Here is a 14,839-nt window from a genome sequence, read left to right as displayed (position 1 = left end):
GAGCGCGTCAGCCGGCGATCTCCGCGATGTCCGGCTCCAGCAGGGGGAAGCGCTTGAGGACCTCCGGGTCGTGGCCGGCGACCACCAGGTGGGGCCCGTCGGCCAGCTCCTTGATCCGGTCGAAGGCTCCGTACATGCCGGTCATGCTGTGCAGGATCGGGAACGGCCGGTCGCCCTCGATGTTCTCGTAGAAGTGGCTGGCGTCGGAGGCCAGCACGACGTGCCCGCGGGCGGTGCGCACGCGCACCACCTGCATGCCCGCCGTGTGCCCGCCCACCAGGTGCACGCTCAGCCCGGGCACCACGGTCGCGTCACCGTCGGGCAGGGACACGCGGCCGTCCCGGTGGGCGGCCCGGAGATGGGCGAGGTCGTCGTCGTTCAGCAGCCAGCGCTCCCCCGTGACGCGCTCGGCCCACGGCCCCGTCCAGTAGTCCAGTTCGGCCCGCTGCAGGTGGTAGCGGGCGGAGGTGAACTCCCTGGCGGTGCCGGTGTGGTCGTAGTGCAGGTGGGTCAGCACCACGTGATCGACGGCGGCCGCCGCCACGCCCAGCCGGGCCAGCGCCTCCACCGGCGAGGCCAGGTAGCGCAGCCCCGCGGCCCGCTCGGCGCGCGCCCGGCCGATGCCGGTGTCGATGACGACCGTGTGATCGTCGTTGACGGCCAGCCAGACGTAGTAGGCGGTGGGGTGCGGCTCGGCTCCCCGGGTGTCGTAGCCGTGGAAGTGCTCGCCGCGCCGGGCGTCACGCTCGGCGTAGCGCAGGGCGTAGACGCGGAAGCCGGTCACACCCGCACCGGTTCCTTGAGCCCGAGCTGCTCGGTGGGGACGCGGTAGGTCTCCCTGGCGGTGGCCACGGCGGCCACGTTGACCAGGCACAGGACGGCGGTGATGATCGACACGCCCAGCCAGCTGTCCGGGCCGGTGCCCGCCAGCGCCGTGGCCACGGTCGGCGCGAAGCCGGCGATCGCGAAGCCGATCTGGGTGCCGATCGCCATGCCTGACAGGCGGACCCTGGTGGTGAACATCTCGCCGTAGAACGCCGGCCAGACGCCGCTGGTGGCGCTGTGCACGACGCCGAACATCAGGATGCCCACGACGAAGATCAGCGCGTAACCGCCGGTGGAGATCGACCACAGGTAGGCGAACATCAGCACCGCGCAGCCCAGCGAGCCGCCGATGAAGACGGGCTTGCGGCCGATCCGGTCCGACAGCCGCCCCCACAGCGGGATCGTGATCACCGCGGCGACGTTGGCCAGCACGCCCACCCACAGCATGGGGCCGCGTTCCAGGTGCATGGTGTTGACGGCGTACGACAGGGCGTGGACGGTGAAGATCGTGCTCACCGAGGCGATGACCGCGGCCACGACCACACGCAGCACGTCCCGCCACTGCTCGCGGAAGAGCACGGCCAGCGGCATCCTGGCCACGTTGTTGGTGGCGACCTCCTGCTCGAAGGCGGGCGTCTCCTCCAGCGTGCGGCGGATGACCAGCCCGACCGCGGCCACCCCGATGCTCAGCCAGAACGGCACCCGCCAGCCCCAGGTCAGCAGCTGGTCCTCGGGCAGCGCGGCGATCGGCAGGAAGATCGCGGTGGCGATGATCTGCCCGGCCTGGGTGCCGTTGAGCGTGAAGCTGGTGAAGAAGGCCCGGCGGGTCTCGGGGGCGTGTTCGAGCGTCATGGAGTTGGCGCCGGCCTGCTCGCCGGAGACGGAGAAGCCCTGCAGCAGGCGCAGCACCACGAGCAGGACCGGGGCGAGCACCCCGACCTGGTCGTAGGTGGGCAGGCAGCCCACCAGGAACGTCGAGGCGCCCATCATGACCAGGGTGCTGACCAGGACCTTCTTGCGGCCGAACTTGTCGCCCACGTGGCCGAGCACGAACGCGCCGACCGGCCTGGCCAGGTAGCCGACGCCGAAGGTGGCCAGGGCCAGGAGCGTGCCCGTGGCGGGCGAGCTGGACGGGAAGAAGATCTTGCTGAAGACCAGCGCGGCCGCGGTGCCGTAGATGAAGAAGTCGTAGTACTCCAAGGCACTACCGATCCAGGCAGCTATAGCCGCTTTGCGAGGTTTGCCCTGCACCGTCACGATTATGCTCCTCACGGGGGAATGGCATAGCGCAGTGGCAGGAAACTAACTCACCGGTTCGTACATTACAAGGGTGTTGCCAATCGGTTACCTGCGATTCGGTGCTCAGACCTGACCGCGGAGGTAGGCGACGACCATCTCGCCCACCATCCTGCGCAGCCGGTCGCGGTGCTCCGGCGCCGTCATGTCGCGCCCGAACAGCGCGCCGAAGGTGTGCTGGTTGGCCACCCGGAAGAAGCAGAACGAGCTGATCATCATGTGCACGTCGATCGCGTCGGCGTCGGTCACGAACTCGCCCGAGGCCTGCCCCGCGTCCAGGATGCGCGAGATGACGTCGAGCACCGGCGTGCCGAGGTTGGCCAGCACCTCGGACTTGCGGATGTGCTCGGCCTGGTGAACGTTCTCGATGGCGACGAGCTTGATGAAGTCGCGATGCAGGTCGTGGTGGTCGAAGGTCAGCTCCGCCAGGGTGCGGATCGCCTCCACCGGGGCCAGGTGCTCGACGTCGATCGTCCGCTCCATCGCCCGGACCTCGGTGTAGGCCTTCTCCAGGACCGCGATGTAGAGGCGCTCCTTGCTGCCGAAGTAGTAGTAGATCATGCGCTTGGTCGTGCGCATGCGCTCGGCGATCTCGTCCACGCGCGCGCCCGCGTACCCGTGCCGGGCGAACTCCTGCTGGGCGACCTTGAGGATCTCCGCCTTGGTGCGCTCGGCGTCCCGCTGGCGTTCGGAGGCGACGGGTTGCGTGGTCATTCGGTCATCTTAGTGAGGTCCGGCGTGCTGCACGGAGAGCCGGATGGGAGCGTTCACGGCGCCGTACCCCTGGTAGCCGCCGGTGCGCTGGACGAGCTCGAAGAAGACGCGGCCCACGGTGACGGTGTACAGGTGCAGGAACTCGCCGTGGGCGTCCCGGTCGTAGAGCACGCCCAGCTCCCTGAGCTTGGGGTCGACGTCGTCGTGGCGGGCCTCCAGGTCGTCGTAGTAGTTGGCGGGGATGGGCAGCAGCAGCTCCGGGTGCTCGGCCCGCAGGCGGCGGGCGACGGCCACGACGTCGTCGCAGGCGAGCGCGACGTGCTGCCACGCCAGGTCCCTCCCGCCGACCTGGGCGAGGTTGATGACCATCCGGACCGCGCCCTCGGCGGCCGACATCGCCTTGCTGCGCAGCAGCCCGTACGGGTCGGGCAGCTCCAGGCTCTCCTGGGGCCGCAGGCCGAGCACGGTGCGGTAGAACAGCTCGGCCTCGTCGAAATAGTGGAACGGCTGGGTGAGTGCCACGTGGTCGATGCGGGTGATCTCCCCAGAGAGCGGCCCTGCGACCGGCCCCGAGGGACGGAAGTCGTCGAGCCAGGCCGTGCCGCAGAAGAAGATCTCGGTGCCGTCGGGGGCGGCGACGGCGTCCAGCCGCGCCTCCCTGGGCGCGCGCTCGCGCGGCAGGACGGGCGACAGCAGCGACTCGGCGTGCTTGACCGCCGCGCCGGGATCGGGGCTGTCCAGCCCGATGGCGACCAGTCCAGCGTCCCCACCGGTGGCATTGAGCAGCAGTCGCGCCCTGCCCTGCTCCCACAGCTCGACGGGTTTGCTGGGATGCGTCCCGGTACGTTGGAAGCCGAGCGCGGCCAGCATCCCGCCGAGCGACTCGGGGTCGGCCAGCTCCGCGAAGGCGAACCCGGTGGGGACGGCCGGATGCGCGGCCCCGTACAGGGTGTCCTCCAGGGCGATGAGCGAGCGCATGCCGTCGCGGGCCGTGCGGGCGGTGCCGGCCTGGCGGAAGTGGTCGTTGAAGACCTCCAGCGAGAGCGGGCCGGTGTATCCGGCGTCGAGGACGTGCCGGACCAGCCCGGCCACGTCGAAGCCGCCCTGGCCGGGGAAGCAGCGGTAGTGGCGGCTCCACTGCAGCACGTCCATGGCCAGCAGCGGCGCGTCGGCGAGCTGGAGGAAGAAGATCTTCTCGCCGGGGATCGCCTCGAGGCCGATCGGGTCGGAGCCGCGCGAGAGGATGTGGAAGCTGTCCAGGCAGGTGCCCAGGTTCGGGTGGTCGGCCAGGCGCACCAGGCGCCAGGCGTGCAGATACTCGTTGACGTGCCGGCCCCAGGCCAGCGCCTCGTACGCGATGCGGATCCCGTGCCCGGCGGCCCGTTCGGCGAGCAGCCGCAGCTGGGAGGCGGCCAGCTCGTCGTCGCCGATCGCCTCGGGCGAGACGTTGGAGCAGACCAGCAGCAGGTCGGCGCCCAGCCGCTCCATGGTGCGGAACTTGTGCTCGGCGCGGCGCAGGTTGCGGGCCAGCAGGTCGGCGGGCACGGCCTCGAAGTCGCGGAAGGGCTGGTAGAGGTCGATGGAGAGCCCCAGGTCCGCGGCGCGGGCCCGGATCTCCTCGGGCGGCAGCGGGCAGACCAGCAGGTCGTTCTCGAAGATCTCCACGCCGTCGAACCCGGCGGCGGCGATGGCCTCCAGCTTCTCGGTCAGCGTGCCGCTCACCGACACGGTGGCGATGGACTTGCGCATGACTCCTCCTCAGACGGTCACCAGGTCGGTCAGGTGGGCGAGCATGCGCTCGGTGTCGGGCTCGCGGCCGGTGAACAGGCGGAAGGCGTGCGCGGCCTGGAAGACGACCATGCCGCCGCCGTCCAGCGTCCGGCAGCCCGCCGCCCGGGCCTGCCTGAGCAGCTCCGTCTCCAGCGGCCGGTACACGATGTCGGCCACCCACAGGCCGGGGCGCAGCAGCGCCGCGGGCAGCGGCAGCCCCGGGTGGTGGGCCATGCCGGTGGGAGTGGCGTGCGCCAGCCCGTCCGCCTCGGCGAGCAGTGCGGGCAGCTCGTCGTGGCCGGCGGCGCGGGCCCGGCCGGCGCCGAACCGGGAGCTCAGCTCCGCCGCCAGCCGCACCGCCCGGCCGGGGTCGGCGTCGACGAGGGTGACCCGGTCGGCGCCCAGGGTGAGCAGCGCGTGCCCGACCGCCGCCCCCGCCCCGCCCGCGCCGAGCTGCACGACCCGGCGCGTGGGCGCGTCGGGCAGGCCGCGGGCGAACGACTCGGCGAACCCCGTCCAGTCCGTGTTGTGCCCGATGGCGCGCTCGCCGTCGAACACGACGGTGTTGACGGCGCCGAGCATGCGGGCGTCCGGCGACAGGTCGTCCAGGTGCGGGATGACGCTCTGCTTGCACGGGTGGGTGATGTTGAGCCCGTCGTAGCCGAAGCGGCGCGCGGTGCGCACCAGCTCCCCCACGTCGAGCCCGAGCACGTCGGTGTCGAGCAGGCGGTAGACGTAGTGCAGCCCGTGGTGGACGGCCTCCCGCTCGTGCAGCGGCGGGCTGAGCGAGGGGCCGATGCCCGAGCCGACCAGCCCGGTCAGGAACGAGGCCATCAGTTCTTCCTCCCCGGCGGGTGGGACAGGTGCGTGGACGCCTCCTAATGTACGTACTAGTGAGTTAGCTGGCTAGACGAGGACCGCCACCGGCCATTACCCGATCCGGGCTCAGGCGAACGGCTGGGCCATCTGGTCCAGCACCTCTTCCGTGATCTCCCGCATCGTCCGGGTCTCGTCGTCGAGCCACTTCTGCGTGGCGATCCGCATCGAGACCAGGAAGGCCCCGGCGATCACCGCCGGGCCGACGCCCCCCGCCTGCTCGCGCCCCGCGATCACCTCGCCCAGCTCCCGCTCCAGCCGCATCCGGCTGGCCAGCTGCCTGGCCAGCAGCGAGGGGTGGCGCATGACCAGCCTCGTGCGCACCTGCCACTCCCGGTCGGGGACGACGGTCTCGCTCTCGAAGATGTCGAGCGCGCTGCGCAGCGCCTGCCAGGCCGACAGCTCGGGCGGCTGCTCGCGCACTCGCCGCACCAGGTCGAGCAGGCGCTGCTCGTCGCCGTAGAGCAGCGCCTCCTCCTTGCCGTCGAAGTAGTTGGAGAACGTCCGGCGGGAGATGTTGGCGGCGTCGGCGATGGCCTCGACCGTGACGTTGTCCAGGCCGTGCTCGATCGCCAGCCGCAGCGTGGCCTCGTGCACCGCCCTGCGGGTCTCGGCCTTCTTGCGCTCGCGCAAGCCCATTGTGCTGTCCATGACGGGGGCAAGCCTACCCGGCGGGAATAGATGCCCAGTGCGCAAAGTTTCCCATTGAGCATGTATGGTGTCCCGGTCCCACGTACTCTTTTGGAGGTTCGCGCATGAGCGCACAGACGGCGGCGCCGTCACCGGCGGCGGAGCCGATGGCCCACCGCCAGGTTCTGGAGGCCCTCAGCGGCCTGTTGCTCGTCCTGTTCGTCGCGATGATCAGCGGCACGGTCGTCTCGGTCGCGCTCCCCCAGATCATCGGCGCGCTCGACGGCAGCCAGTCGCAGTACACGTGGGTGGTCACGGCCTCCCTGCTGGCCTCGACCGCCTCGACCCCCATCTGGGGCAAGCTGGCCGACCTGTTCAACAAGAAGCTGCTCCTGCAGATCTCCATCGTGATCTTCATGGTCAGCTCGCTGGCCTGCGGCTTCGCCCAGAACACCGGGCAGCTCATCGCCTTCCGCGCGATCCAGGGCCTGGGCATGGGCGCCCTGCAGATCCTCACGCAGGTGATCATCGCCGCGATGATCACTCCCAAGGAGCGCGGCCGCTACAACGGCTACCTCGGCGCGGTCATGGCCGTGGCCACCGTCGGCGGCCCGCTGCTCGGCGGCCTCGTCGCCGACACCTCCTGGCTGGGCTGGCGCTGGTGCTTCTTCATTGCCGTGCCGTTCACCGTCATCGCCTTCGCGCTGCTGACCAAGACCCTGCGCGTGGCCACCGTGCGGCGCTCGGACGTGCGCATCGACTACTGGGGCGCCGCCCTCATCGCCGCCGGCGTCAGCGTCCTGCTCATCTGGGTCACCTTCGTCGGCAACGAGTTCGACTGGCTGTCCTGGCAGACCGCGGCCATGGCGGGCGGCGGCGTGCTCCTGCTCGCTCTGGCCACCTGGGTCGAGTCCCGGGTCACGGAGCCGGTCGTGCCGCTGCACGTCATCAGCAGGCGCACCCCCGCCCTGGCCATCCTGGCCAGCCTCGCGGTCGGCATGGCGATGTTCGGCGGCTCGGTATTCCTGGGCCAGTACTTCCAGATCGGGCGCGGGTACGGCCCGACCGCCGCGGGCCTGCTGACCATCCCGATGATGGCCGGCGTGCTGCTCTCCTCGACGATCAGCGGCCGGATGGTCTCCAGGAGCGGCCAGACCAAGCCGTACATCCTGGCCGGCCTGGTGGTCCTGACGCTGGGCTTCGCCGGGCTGGCCACGATCGACCACCAGACCTCGATGGTGCTGATCTCGGCGTACATGCTGGCCGTGGGCGTCGGCGTGGGCATGTCGATGCAGAACCTCGTCCTCGTCATCCAGAACACCGTCCCGCTGCGCGAGATCGGCGCGGCCAGCGGCGCGATCACCTTCTTCCGCTCGCTCGGCGGCACCGTCGGCGTCTCGGTGCTCGGCGCCGTCCTGGCCAACCGGGTGGCGTCCAACATCGCCGAGGGCCTGACGAGGGCCGGCATCCCGGCGGGCGGACAGGCGGCGGGCGGCAGCCTCAACATCGCCGCGCTGCCCGAGCCGATCAAGGTGATCGTCAGGTCCGCGTACGGCGACGCCACCGGCCACATCTTCCTCATCTCGGCCGCCATCGCCGTCGTCGGCCTCGTCGCCGCGGCCTTCCTCAAGCCGGCCAAGCTTCGCGACAGCCTGGACCTGCCCGAACCCGTCAAGGAGGAGGCTCCGGCCAACGCCTGAGCCGCGACGGCAAGGATTCGCCAGGTCCTGGTCAGCCGCGGGTCGCTCCGGAGTGGGACGGGTCCCGGCGCGGTATGAGCAGACCGCGCCGGATCGGGAGGAGGCCCCAGTGGAGCGACGACGGGACGGCGACGGCGGGGCTCCCCTGCCGTCGCGGGCGTAGCACCATGGACCCGTCCGGGAGCGACGGCAGCGGGTCGGGCCAGGATCTCGCCCGCGTAGCCCGCCTCCTCGCCCAGATCGTCACACCGACCACCTTGATCGCATCGGTCCTGATGTATTTCGGGTCGGTCCGCCTCAACAGCCTGTATTGGGTGCTGGGGGTGAACTCCAGCATGCTGAGCTTCACCTTTCAGGAGTACGTGCTACGCAGCGTTCACGTGGCCGACGAGCCGGTGCTGCTGTCCCTGCTGGTGCTCCTTGTGCTGATCCTGGTGGCGCCCTTCGCGAACGACGTGCTGATCCGGTTCACCACGTGGCATCGCACCGCGACGTGGTGGACCGGCTCGGCACTCCTTGCGCTCGGAGCCGTCAGCATCATGGCGTTCCTGGTGGCCATGTGCCATTGGCTGGGGAAAAGCTGGGAGCTGCCGCTCTGGGCCCAGTCGATCCTCCTGGACCTCGGCGCGGCCTTGCTGTTCTACAGCTTTTACGTGTTCAAGATGGCCCGCACTGGCCCGGTGGTCTCCACGGGCCAGGTCGTCCAGCGCACGGTCCTCGTGGTCCTCGTTCTGTTGTCGTTGCTGTGGATCGTGGACGACCGCGCGAGGCGAGCGGGAGAGGCGGACGCCAAGGACATGAAGGAACACCCGGAACAACGTCTGGTGGCAGTGGTGGTCTACGCGCCGCAGCGGCTCAATCTGGAGGACCCGGGAATCAGGGAGATCCCGCTCACGGACCCGAATGCGGAGTTCCGCTACAAGTACACCGGCCTGCGCCTCCTGATCGAGTCCAGTGGGCAATACTTCGTCGTGTCCGTCTGCTGGCCCACCACTGCCGGGACCCGGGCCATCGCCCTGCCGGCCGACGGTTCGATCAGGCTGGAGACCCTGAGCGACGGGAAGAAGCGGTCCTGCCCCAAGGGTCAATGAAGGCCGTGTCAGGCCCAGCCGTAGACCGAGCGGACGGCGGCGGCGATCTCGTTGACCAGGCCCATGTTGTTGCCGTTGGCCAGGATCGCGTATCCGGCGCCGAGCTCCGGATAGCCCTTGAACACGGACTTGAAGCCGTAGTTGGAGCCGTCGTGGGTGTAGGAGAAGTTCTTCGTCCCGGAACCGGCGATGAAGAAGCCCCGCCCCATGGTGGGCTCGGGCCCCGCCGTGAGCAGCGTGCGGACCGAGGCCCTGGTGAGGGGCCCGGCGATGTCGCCGGAGGCGGTCCACGCCTTGTTGAGGTAGGACACCAGGCGGCACAGGTCGAGGACGTTCGTGTAGAGGCCGGCGGCGGCCGACTCCGGATAGCGGTTGCGCTTGCCGGAGATCACCGTGCCGGTGGCGGTGTGGCCGGCGGCCAGCTCGAAGCCCGGCGACAGCGCGTAGGAGCTGTTCTTCATGCCGAGCGGCCCGAAGACCTCCTTGTCCATGTACGACGCCAGCGACAGGCCGCTCTTCTGCTCCACCATCCGCTGCAGCAGCACGAACCCGGCGCCGGAGTAGTGGAACCCGGCCCCCGGGGCGGTGGTGAGCTCGATCTTCGGGGAGTTGCCCTCACCGTTCATGACCTGCAGCAGCGAGGGCACGGTCGCGCCGGGGCCATAGCCGGCGAAGCCGCCGCCGCCGGCGTCGAAGCCGGTGCAGGCGTCGGCCGGGGAGGTGGATCCGCGGCCGATGACGCCTGCCCGGTGCGTGAGCACGCGGTCGATGGTCGGCACCGCCGTCGAGGTGACGCAGGAGCGGCTCGGCAGGGTCCAGCCCAGGTGGGGCCGGATGTCGCCGGTCAGGGGCAGCTTGAGCGTCTGCGTCAGGCGCAGGACGCCGACCGCGGCCACGGCCTTGCTGATGGAGGCGGCCTGGAAGGCGGTCTCGGGGTGCGCGGCGGCGCCGCTGCCGGCCTCCAGCCAGCCGTACCCGGTGGACCAGGCGATCTTGTTGCCGACCACCACCGCGACGGCCACGCCGGGCGTCTTCCACGCGTTCATCCGCTGCCAGATGGTCGCGCCGCCCACCGCGTTCTCGACCTGCCGCACCCGGTCGGCGGGCAGCGCCGGCGCCTTGCCGCGCGTGCTCGCCACCCAGCCGCCGGCCGCGGAGAAGGCGACGTCGTGCAGCTGCCAGCCGCCGGCGGCCAGCTCGTTCAGCTTCTTGAAGCAGGCGTCGTCGATGGCGCGCGCGTGGAACTCGTCCTGCGCGACGGCCACCCATCCGCCGCCCTTGGGGAAGGCGACGCGGGTCAGGCGGCGCCCGCCCTGCGTCAGGTTGCGCATCATCTGGTAGCACTCGTCGTCGACGCCCCGGGCGTAGAAGCCCGTGGTGTCGGCCACCACCCAGCGGTCGCCGCCGGCCGGCGGGAACGCGACGTGCACGACCTGCCGACCGGCGGTGTAGGAGTCGCTGACCCGCTGGTGGCACGCCTCGGGCAGGCCGCGCGCCGCCATCCCCTTGTCACTCGTGATCACCCAGCGGTCGCCGCCCTCCGCGGGGAAGGCCACGCAGTGGATCTTCGCCCCGGCTTTGACCAGCTTTCCCAGCTCGGCGAAACACGCGTCGGGCACGCCACGGGCGAAATAGCGGCCGTCCTGGGTGACGATCACCCAGCCGCCGGACGGCGTGAACGCGACGGTGGTGACGCCGTACGGCGCCAGCTCCCCCAACTTGGCGTGCAGCTCCTCGGGAACGCCCGCGTCGGCGAACGGGTAGCTCGCCGCCAGCGCCGGGCGGGCGAAGTCGACGGCGGCCAGGCCCGCGGCGCCGGTCAGCGTGAGGAAATGTCTGCGGTCCAAGGGGGAACTCCTCAGGGGGCAATGGTGACAAAGTGCGTTTGAATCATGGCAGACCGCAGAGACTCCTCGATTCGCTACAGGGTGGGCGGGCCCTGCTCGATCCGGCGCAGCACGGGCGCGAGCCGGTCCAGGTCGTCGCCGTCGATCGGCTGGCGCTCGTCCCACCAGGTGGCGCCCGCGTCCATGAGCGGGCCGAGCAGGTCGCGGCTCCGGGCGGCGTCTGCGGGGCTGACGCCGCCGACGACGAGCTCGAAGGGGCCGTCGTCGCGGCGCTGCTCACGTACGTACGCGGCCAGCTCCCGCACCTGGTCGACGGGCGGGCCGTAGCCGTGCGAGCCCGGCCCGAACAGCGGGACCGCGCCGTCCCAGCGGGCGGCCCGGCGCATCGGCCTGCGGTTGGGCCAGAACCCGGCGACCCAGACCGGCGGGCGGGGTTGCTGGACGGTCGGCGGCAGCAGGGCCACGTCCTCGGCCTGGAAGTGCCGCCCGTGATGGGTGACCGGCTCGCCGCTCCAGTAGCGGGCCAGCAGCTCCAGCCCCTCGTCGAGGCGCTCGGCGAGCACGACCGGGTCGGTGGGCTCGCCGAAGCTGCCGTACTCGTCCTCGATCGGCCCGCCCAGTCCCGCGCCGAAGATCACCCGGCCGCCGCTGAGCGCGTCGAGCGTGGCGACCTGGCGGGCCAGCTGCTGCGGCCGGCGCCGGGCGACCGGGGTGACCAGGGTGCCGAGCCTGATCCGGGTGGTCGCCAGCGCCGCCGCCGTCAGCAGCATCCAGGGGTCGCCGAACGCCCGGCGCCTGCTCTTGACGTGGACGACGTGATCCCAGACGAACAGCGCGTCCCAGCCCGCCTGTTCCGCGGCGACGGCCACCGAGGCGACGGTCCTGGGGTCGGCGAAGTCGCCGAAGTTCGGAATGTTGATCGAGAAGTGCATCCCGCCATGCTGCTGGCCCGCGGCGGGGTACGGCAATCGTTTTAAGGCGTGTCGGCGATGTCGTTGGCGGCCACGTACCCGAAGGTCATGGCGGGTCCGATGGTCGAGCCGGAGCCGGCGTAGCTGTGGCCCATGACGGCTCCGCTGGCGTTGCCGGCGGCGTACAGGCCGGGGATGACCGACCCGTCGGCCCGCAGCACGCGCGCGCGGGCGTCGGTGCGCATGCCGCCCTTGGTGCCGAGGTCCCCCGGGACGATCTTGAACGCGTAGAAGGGCGGCAGCCACAGCGGCGCGAGGCACGGGTTCGGCTTGACCAGCGGGTCGGCGTAGTAGCGGTCGTAGGCGCTGTCGCCGCGGTGGAAGTCGAGGTCCTTGCCGGTCGCGGCGAACCCGTTGAAACGGTCGATGGTGCCGCGCAGCGCCGCCTGCGGGACGCCGATCTTCTGGGCGAGCTGCTCGATCGTCCACGCCTTGAACGCGGCGCCGCTGCTGAACCACTCGTCGGGCAGCGGCAGCAGCGGCGCGACGTCCCGGAACAGGTACTTGTTGCGGTAGTTCTGGTCGACGATGAGCCAGGCGGGGATGTGCGGCGCGGACGCGCTGTTGCGGTCGTACATGACGTGGACGACGTCGCTGTAGGGGGCGCCCTCGTTGACGAAGCGCGCGCCGTTGCCGTTGACCAGGACGCAGCCCGGCAGGGTGCGCTCGGCCAGGCAGAAGTACGGCTCGTCCGGCAGCGGGATGGCCGGGCCCCACCAGGCGTCGTCCATCAGGTCCAGCGCGGCGCCGACCCGCTCGCCGGCCTCGATGCCGTCGCCGGTGTTCTCCTTGGCGCCGACGGTCCAGCTCGTGCCGATGGGCTGGCGCTGGAACTCCGTGCGCATGGCCGCGCTGTGCTCGAACCCGCCCGAGCCGACGATCACGCCGCGCTTGGCCTTGACCAGGCCGCCGGGCGTGACGACGCCGGTGACGCGGCCGGACTCGACCTTGAGGTCGAGCAGCGGGGTGTTCAGCAGGACCGGCACGCCGGCCGAGAGCAGCCCGGCGCGCAGGCCGGCGGCCAGGGACTGGCCCATGGTCAGCGGTTTCTCGCCGCGCAGCGCCGCCTCGGTGCCGCGCCACAGGCACGCGGAGCTCACCTCGAGGCCCTTGGGGTTGACGGCGGCGAGCGTCAGCCACTTGTAGTCGGCGCTGTAGACCACCAGGCCCGCGGGGGTCTGGATGTAGGGGGCGTTCAGATTGGCCAGCTCGGCCCCGAGGATGTGGCCGTCGAGCTGGGCGGGCTCGATGGAGCGCCCGTTCGGCATGCCGCCGGGGAACTCCGGATAGTAGTCGGAGTAGCCGTCCATGAACCGGAAGCGCAGCGGGCTGTTGCGCATCACGAACGAGATCATCGCCGGACCGGCCGACAGGAAGGCCCGCTGCCGCTCGATCGGCACGGTGTCGCCGACGACGCGGGCCAGGTAGGCGGCGGCCTTGGCCGGGGTGTCCTGGACTCCAGCGGCGAGGATGACCTCGTTGCACGGGATCCAGATGCCCGCGCCCGATCGGGCGGCCGAGCCGCCGAACGTCGGGGCCTTCTCCACCACGACGGTGCGCAGCCCGCGTTTGGCCGCCGTCAGCGCCGCGGTCATCCCGGCGGCTCCGGCGCCGACCACCACGACGTCGTACTCGACCTCGGCACGGGCCGGCGCGCTGCCCAGCGCGGCGCCCGCGACCAGCGCGCCGCCGGTGACGGCGGCTCCGCGGAGCAGGGCGCGACGGCTCGGCCCTTGGGGGGTGAGGCTGGATTCAACCATGTCGGCAAGCATGCGCTTGGTTGTTTTCACTGTCAATGCGGCCGGGTGTTGACGAGCCGGCCGAAGCCTGGTGATGATCGGGGCGGTCCCGTAGAGGAGAGGCGATGCGACGATTTGCCGCCGTGCTCCTGTTCGCCGCGGCGCTCGTGGCGCCCGCGACGACGGCGTACGCCGAGACGTGCTCGACCACGCTCCCCCAGCCGGACGGCCACGGCATCACCTGCGTGCGGGTCGAGCGACATCCCCAGGGCGACGGCTCCGAGCTGCGCGACGTCGTCATGACCTCGACGGCGATCTTCCAGGCGGCCGGCGGCACCCCCGCGATCGACCCGCTCGCCCACGAGATCAGCGTGCGCGTCTACCTGCCTCCCGGCTACGACCCCGCCAGGAGCACCCGCTACCGCTCCCTCTACCTCATCAACGGGGGCGGCGACGACTACGACGAGTGGACGACCAAGACCGACCTCGTGTCCCTGATCCGCACCACGCCCGGCCGTCCGTACGACGGGATCGTGGTGATGCCGACCGGTGGCATGACCGGCTGGTACAGCGACTGGGTGGGGCGTACGGACGGATATTTCGCGCCGAAGTGGGAGACGTACCATATTTCCCAGCTCATCCCGTGGATCGACGCCAACTTCAACACGATCGCCGGCCGGTCGGGGCGAGGCCTGGCGGGGCTGTCGATGGGCGGGTTCGGCACACTGAAGTACGCCGCCGCGCACCCCGACGTGTTCTCCGTCATCGGCGCCTTCTCACCGGGCATCGACCTGCGCGGCAAGCCCGCCCAGCGGACGGTCTCCGACTCGATGTGGCAGTCCGGGGCCGCGATCACCCTGCTGGACCTGGGGGCGTACCGGGTCAACAAGTACGACGGCTGGCTGCCCGTGCCCGACCAGGGGCAACAGCTCGTCTACCGGCTGGACACCCTGTTCGGCCCGCACACCACCAGCGCCTCCGGAGACCTCGACTGGCCCGCCGCCAACCCGGCGGTGCTCGTGACGCAGGGCAAGTACGCGCCCTTCAGCGGGAGGCTGGGCCTGTACGCGGGCGGCTGCCAGTCACTGCCGCGCGACCCGTCGGGCCAGTACATCCTCGGCGACGGCCACGGCCCGGCGCCCGCGGAGTGCGCCTACAGCACCACCTCCCAGGCCAACACCGAGGCCCTCTCGGTGAACGAGGCCATACTCGGCTCGTACGCGAGCGTCTTCGACCAGACCCTGACCGGCCTGGGCGTCGATCACCGCTACTGCTACGGCACGGGCGGCCACGACTGGAACTCCTGGCCCGCCATGCTGACCGACTTCCTCCAGTACGCCTACGGCACGGCCCCGCCCCGCTGCCCCAACGCCTAGCACG

The 14,839-nt window shown here is 71.0% G+C and carries 12 protein-coding genes; 3 read left to right on the top strand and 9 right to left on the bottom strand.

What is annotated here, in order from left to right; translation table 11 throughout:
- Positions 1 to 7 precede the first annotated feature (7 nt).
- The 6 genes from H4W80_RS01445 to H4W80_RS01420 form a co-directional block, all read right to left on the bottom strand.
- On the bottom strand, positions 8 to 784 hold the full coding sequence (locus tag H4W80_RS01445) for an N-acyl homoserine lactonase family protein (protein ID WP_192783385.1): 777 nt from the start codon (positions 782 to 784) through the stop codon (positions 8 to 10).
- Positions 781 to 2,076, bottom strand: a complete 1,296-nt coding sequence (locus tag H4W80_RS01440) for an MFS transporter (RefSeq protein WP_378526041.1) — start codon at positions 2,074 to 2,076, stop codon at positions 781 to 783. The genes H4W80_RS01445 and H4W80_RS01440 overlap by 4 nt, the downstream gene beginning before the upstream one ends.
- Before the next feature lie 111 nt (positions 2,077 to 2,187).
- Positions 2,188 to 2,835: a TetR/AcrR family transcriptional regulator gene (locus H4W80_RS01435; RefSeq protein ID WP_192783383.1), complete on the bottom strand. Its 648-nt coding sequence runs from the start codon at positions 2,833 to 2,835 to the stop codon at positions 2,188 to 2,190.
- A 9-nt stretch (positions 2,836 to 2,844) separates the two neighbouring features.
- The gene (locus tag H4W80_RS01430; RefSeq protein WP_192783382.1) at positions 2,845 to 4,584 is read right to left on the bottom strand and encodes a bifunctional sugar phosphate isomerase/epimerase/4-hydroxyphenylpyruvate dioxygenase family protein; all 1,740 of its coding nucleotides are present in this window, start codon (positions 4,582 to 4,584) and stop codon (positions 2,845 to 2,847) included.
- 9 nt (positions 4,585 to 4,593) lie between these two features.
- Positions 4,594 to 5,439: a shikimate dehydrogenase gene (locus H4W80_RS01425; protein ID WP_192783381.1), complete on the bottom strand. Its 846-nt coding sequence runs from the start codon at positions 5,437 to 5,439 to the stop codon at positions 4,594 to 4,596.
- A gap of 111 nt (positions 5,440 to 5,550) precedes the next feature.
- Positions 5,551 to 6,132, bottom strand: a complete 582-nt coding sequence (locus tag H4W80_RS01420) for a TetR/AcrR family transcriptional regulator (protein WP_192783380.1) — start codon at positions 6,130 to 6,132, stop codon at positions 5,551 to 5,553.
- 104 nt (positions 6,133 to 6,236) lie between these two features.
- On the opposite strand from H4W80_RS01420, the gene H4W80_RS01415 reads away from it, so the two are divergent.
- Positions 6,237 to 7,811: an MDR family MFS transporter gene (locus H4W80_RS01415; protein WP_192783379.1), complete on the top strand. Its 1,575-nt coding sequence runs from the start codon at positions 6,237 to 6,239 to the stop codon at positions 7,809 to 7,811.
- Positions 7,812 to 7,978: 167 nt separating this feature from the next.
- Complete coding sequence (locus H4W80_RS01410; protein WP_192783378.1) at positions 7,979 to 8,902, top strand: hypothetical protein; 924 nt, start codon at positions 7,979 to 7,981, stop codon at positions 8,900 to 8,902.
- 8 nt (positions 8,903 to 8,910) lie between these two features.
- Here H4W80_RS01410 and H4W80_RS01405 read toward each other — a convergent pair whose 3' ends face one another.
- From H4W80_RS01405 to kstD, 3 genes are all read right to left on the bottom strand, one after another.
- Positions 8,911 to 10,749: a serine hydrolase domain-containing protein gene (locus H4W80_RS01405; RefSeq protein ID WP_192783377.1), complete on the bottom strand. Its 1,839-nt coding sequence runs from the start codon at positions 10,747 to 10,749 to the stop codon at positions 8,911 to 8,913.
- A gap of 74 nt (positions 10,750 to 10,823) precedes the next feature.
- Positions 10,824 to 11,681 carry an LLM class flavin-dependent oxidoreductase gene (locus H4W80_RS01400; RefSeq protein WP_192783376.1) on the bottom strand — a complete coding sequence of 286 codons (858 nt, stop codon included), beginning with the start codon at positions 11,679 to 11,681 and terminating at the stop codon, positions 10,824 to 10,826.
- Between the two features lie 41 nt (positions 11,682 to 11,722).
- Positions 11,723 to 13,480 carry a 3-oxosteroid 1-dehydrogenase gene (gene kstD / locus H4W80_RS01395; RefSeq protein ID WP_192783375.1) on the bottom strand — a complete coding sequence of 586 codons (1,758 nt, stop codon included), beginning with the start codon at positions 13,478 to 13,480 and terminating at the stop codon, positions 11,723 to 11,725.
- Positions 13,481 to 13,584: 104 nt separating this feature from the next.
- On the opposite strand from kstD, the gene H4W80_RS01390 reads away from it, so the two are divergent.
- Positions 13,585 to 14,835 (top strand): alpha/beta hydrolase, encoded by a 1,251-nt coding sequence (locus H4W80_RS01390; RefSeq protein ID WP_192783374.1) that lies wholly within the window; start codon positions 13,585 to 13,587, stop codon positions 14,833 to 14,835.
- Positions 14,836 to 14,839: the final 4 nt, after the last annotated feature.

It is taken from the genome of Nonomuraea angiospora, assembly GCF_014873145.1.
GTDB lineage: Bacteria > Actinomycetota > Actinomycetes > Streptosporangiales > Streptosporangiaceae > Nonomuraea > Nonomuraea angiospora.
The sequence above is the reverse complement of the archived record's forward strand: the minus strand, read 5'-3'. Positions and strand labels throughout refer to the sequence as shown.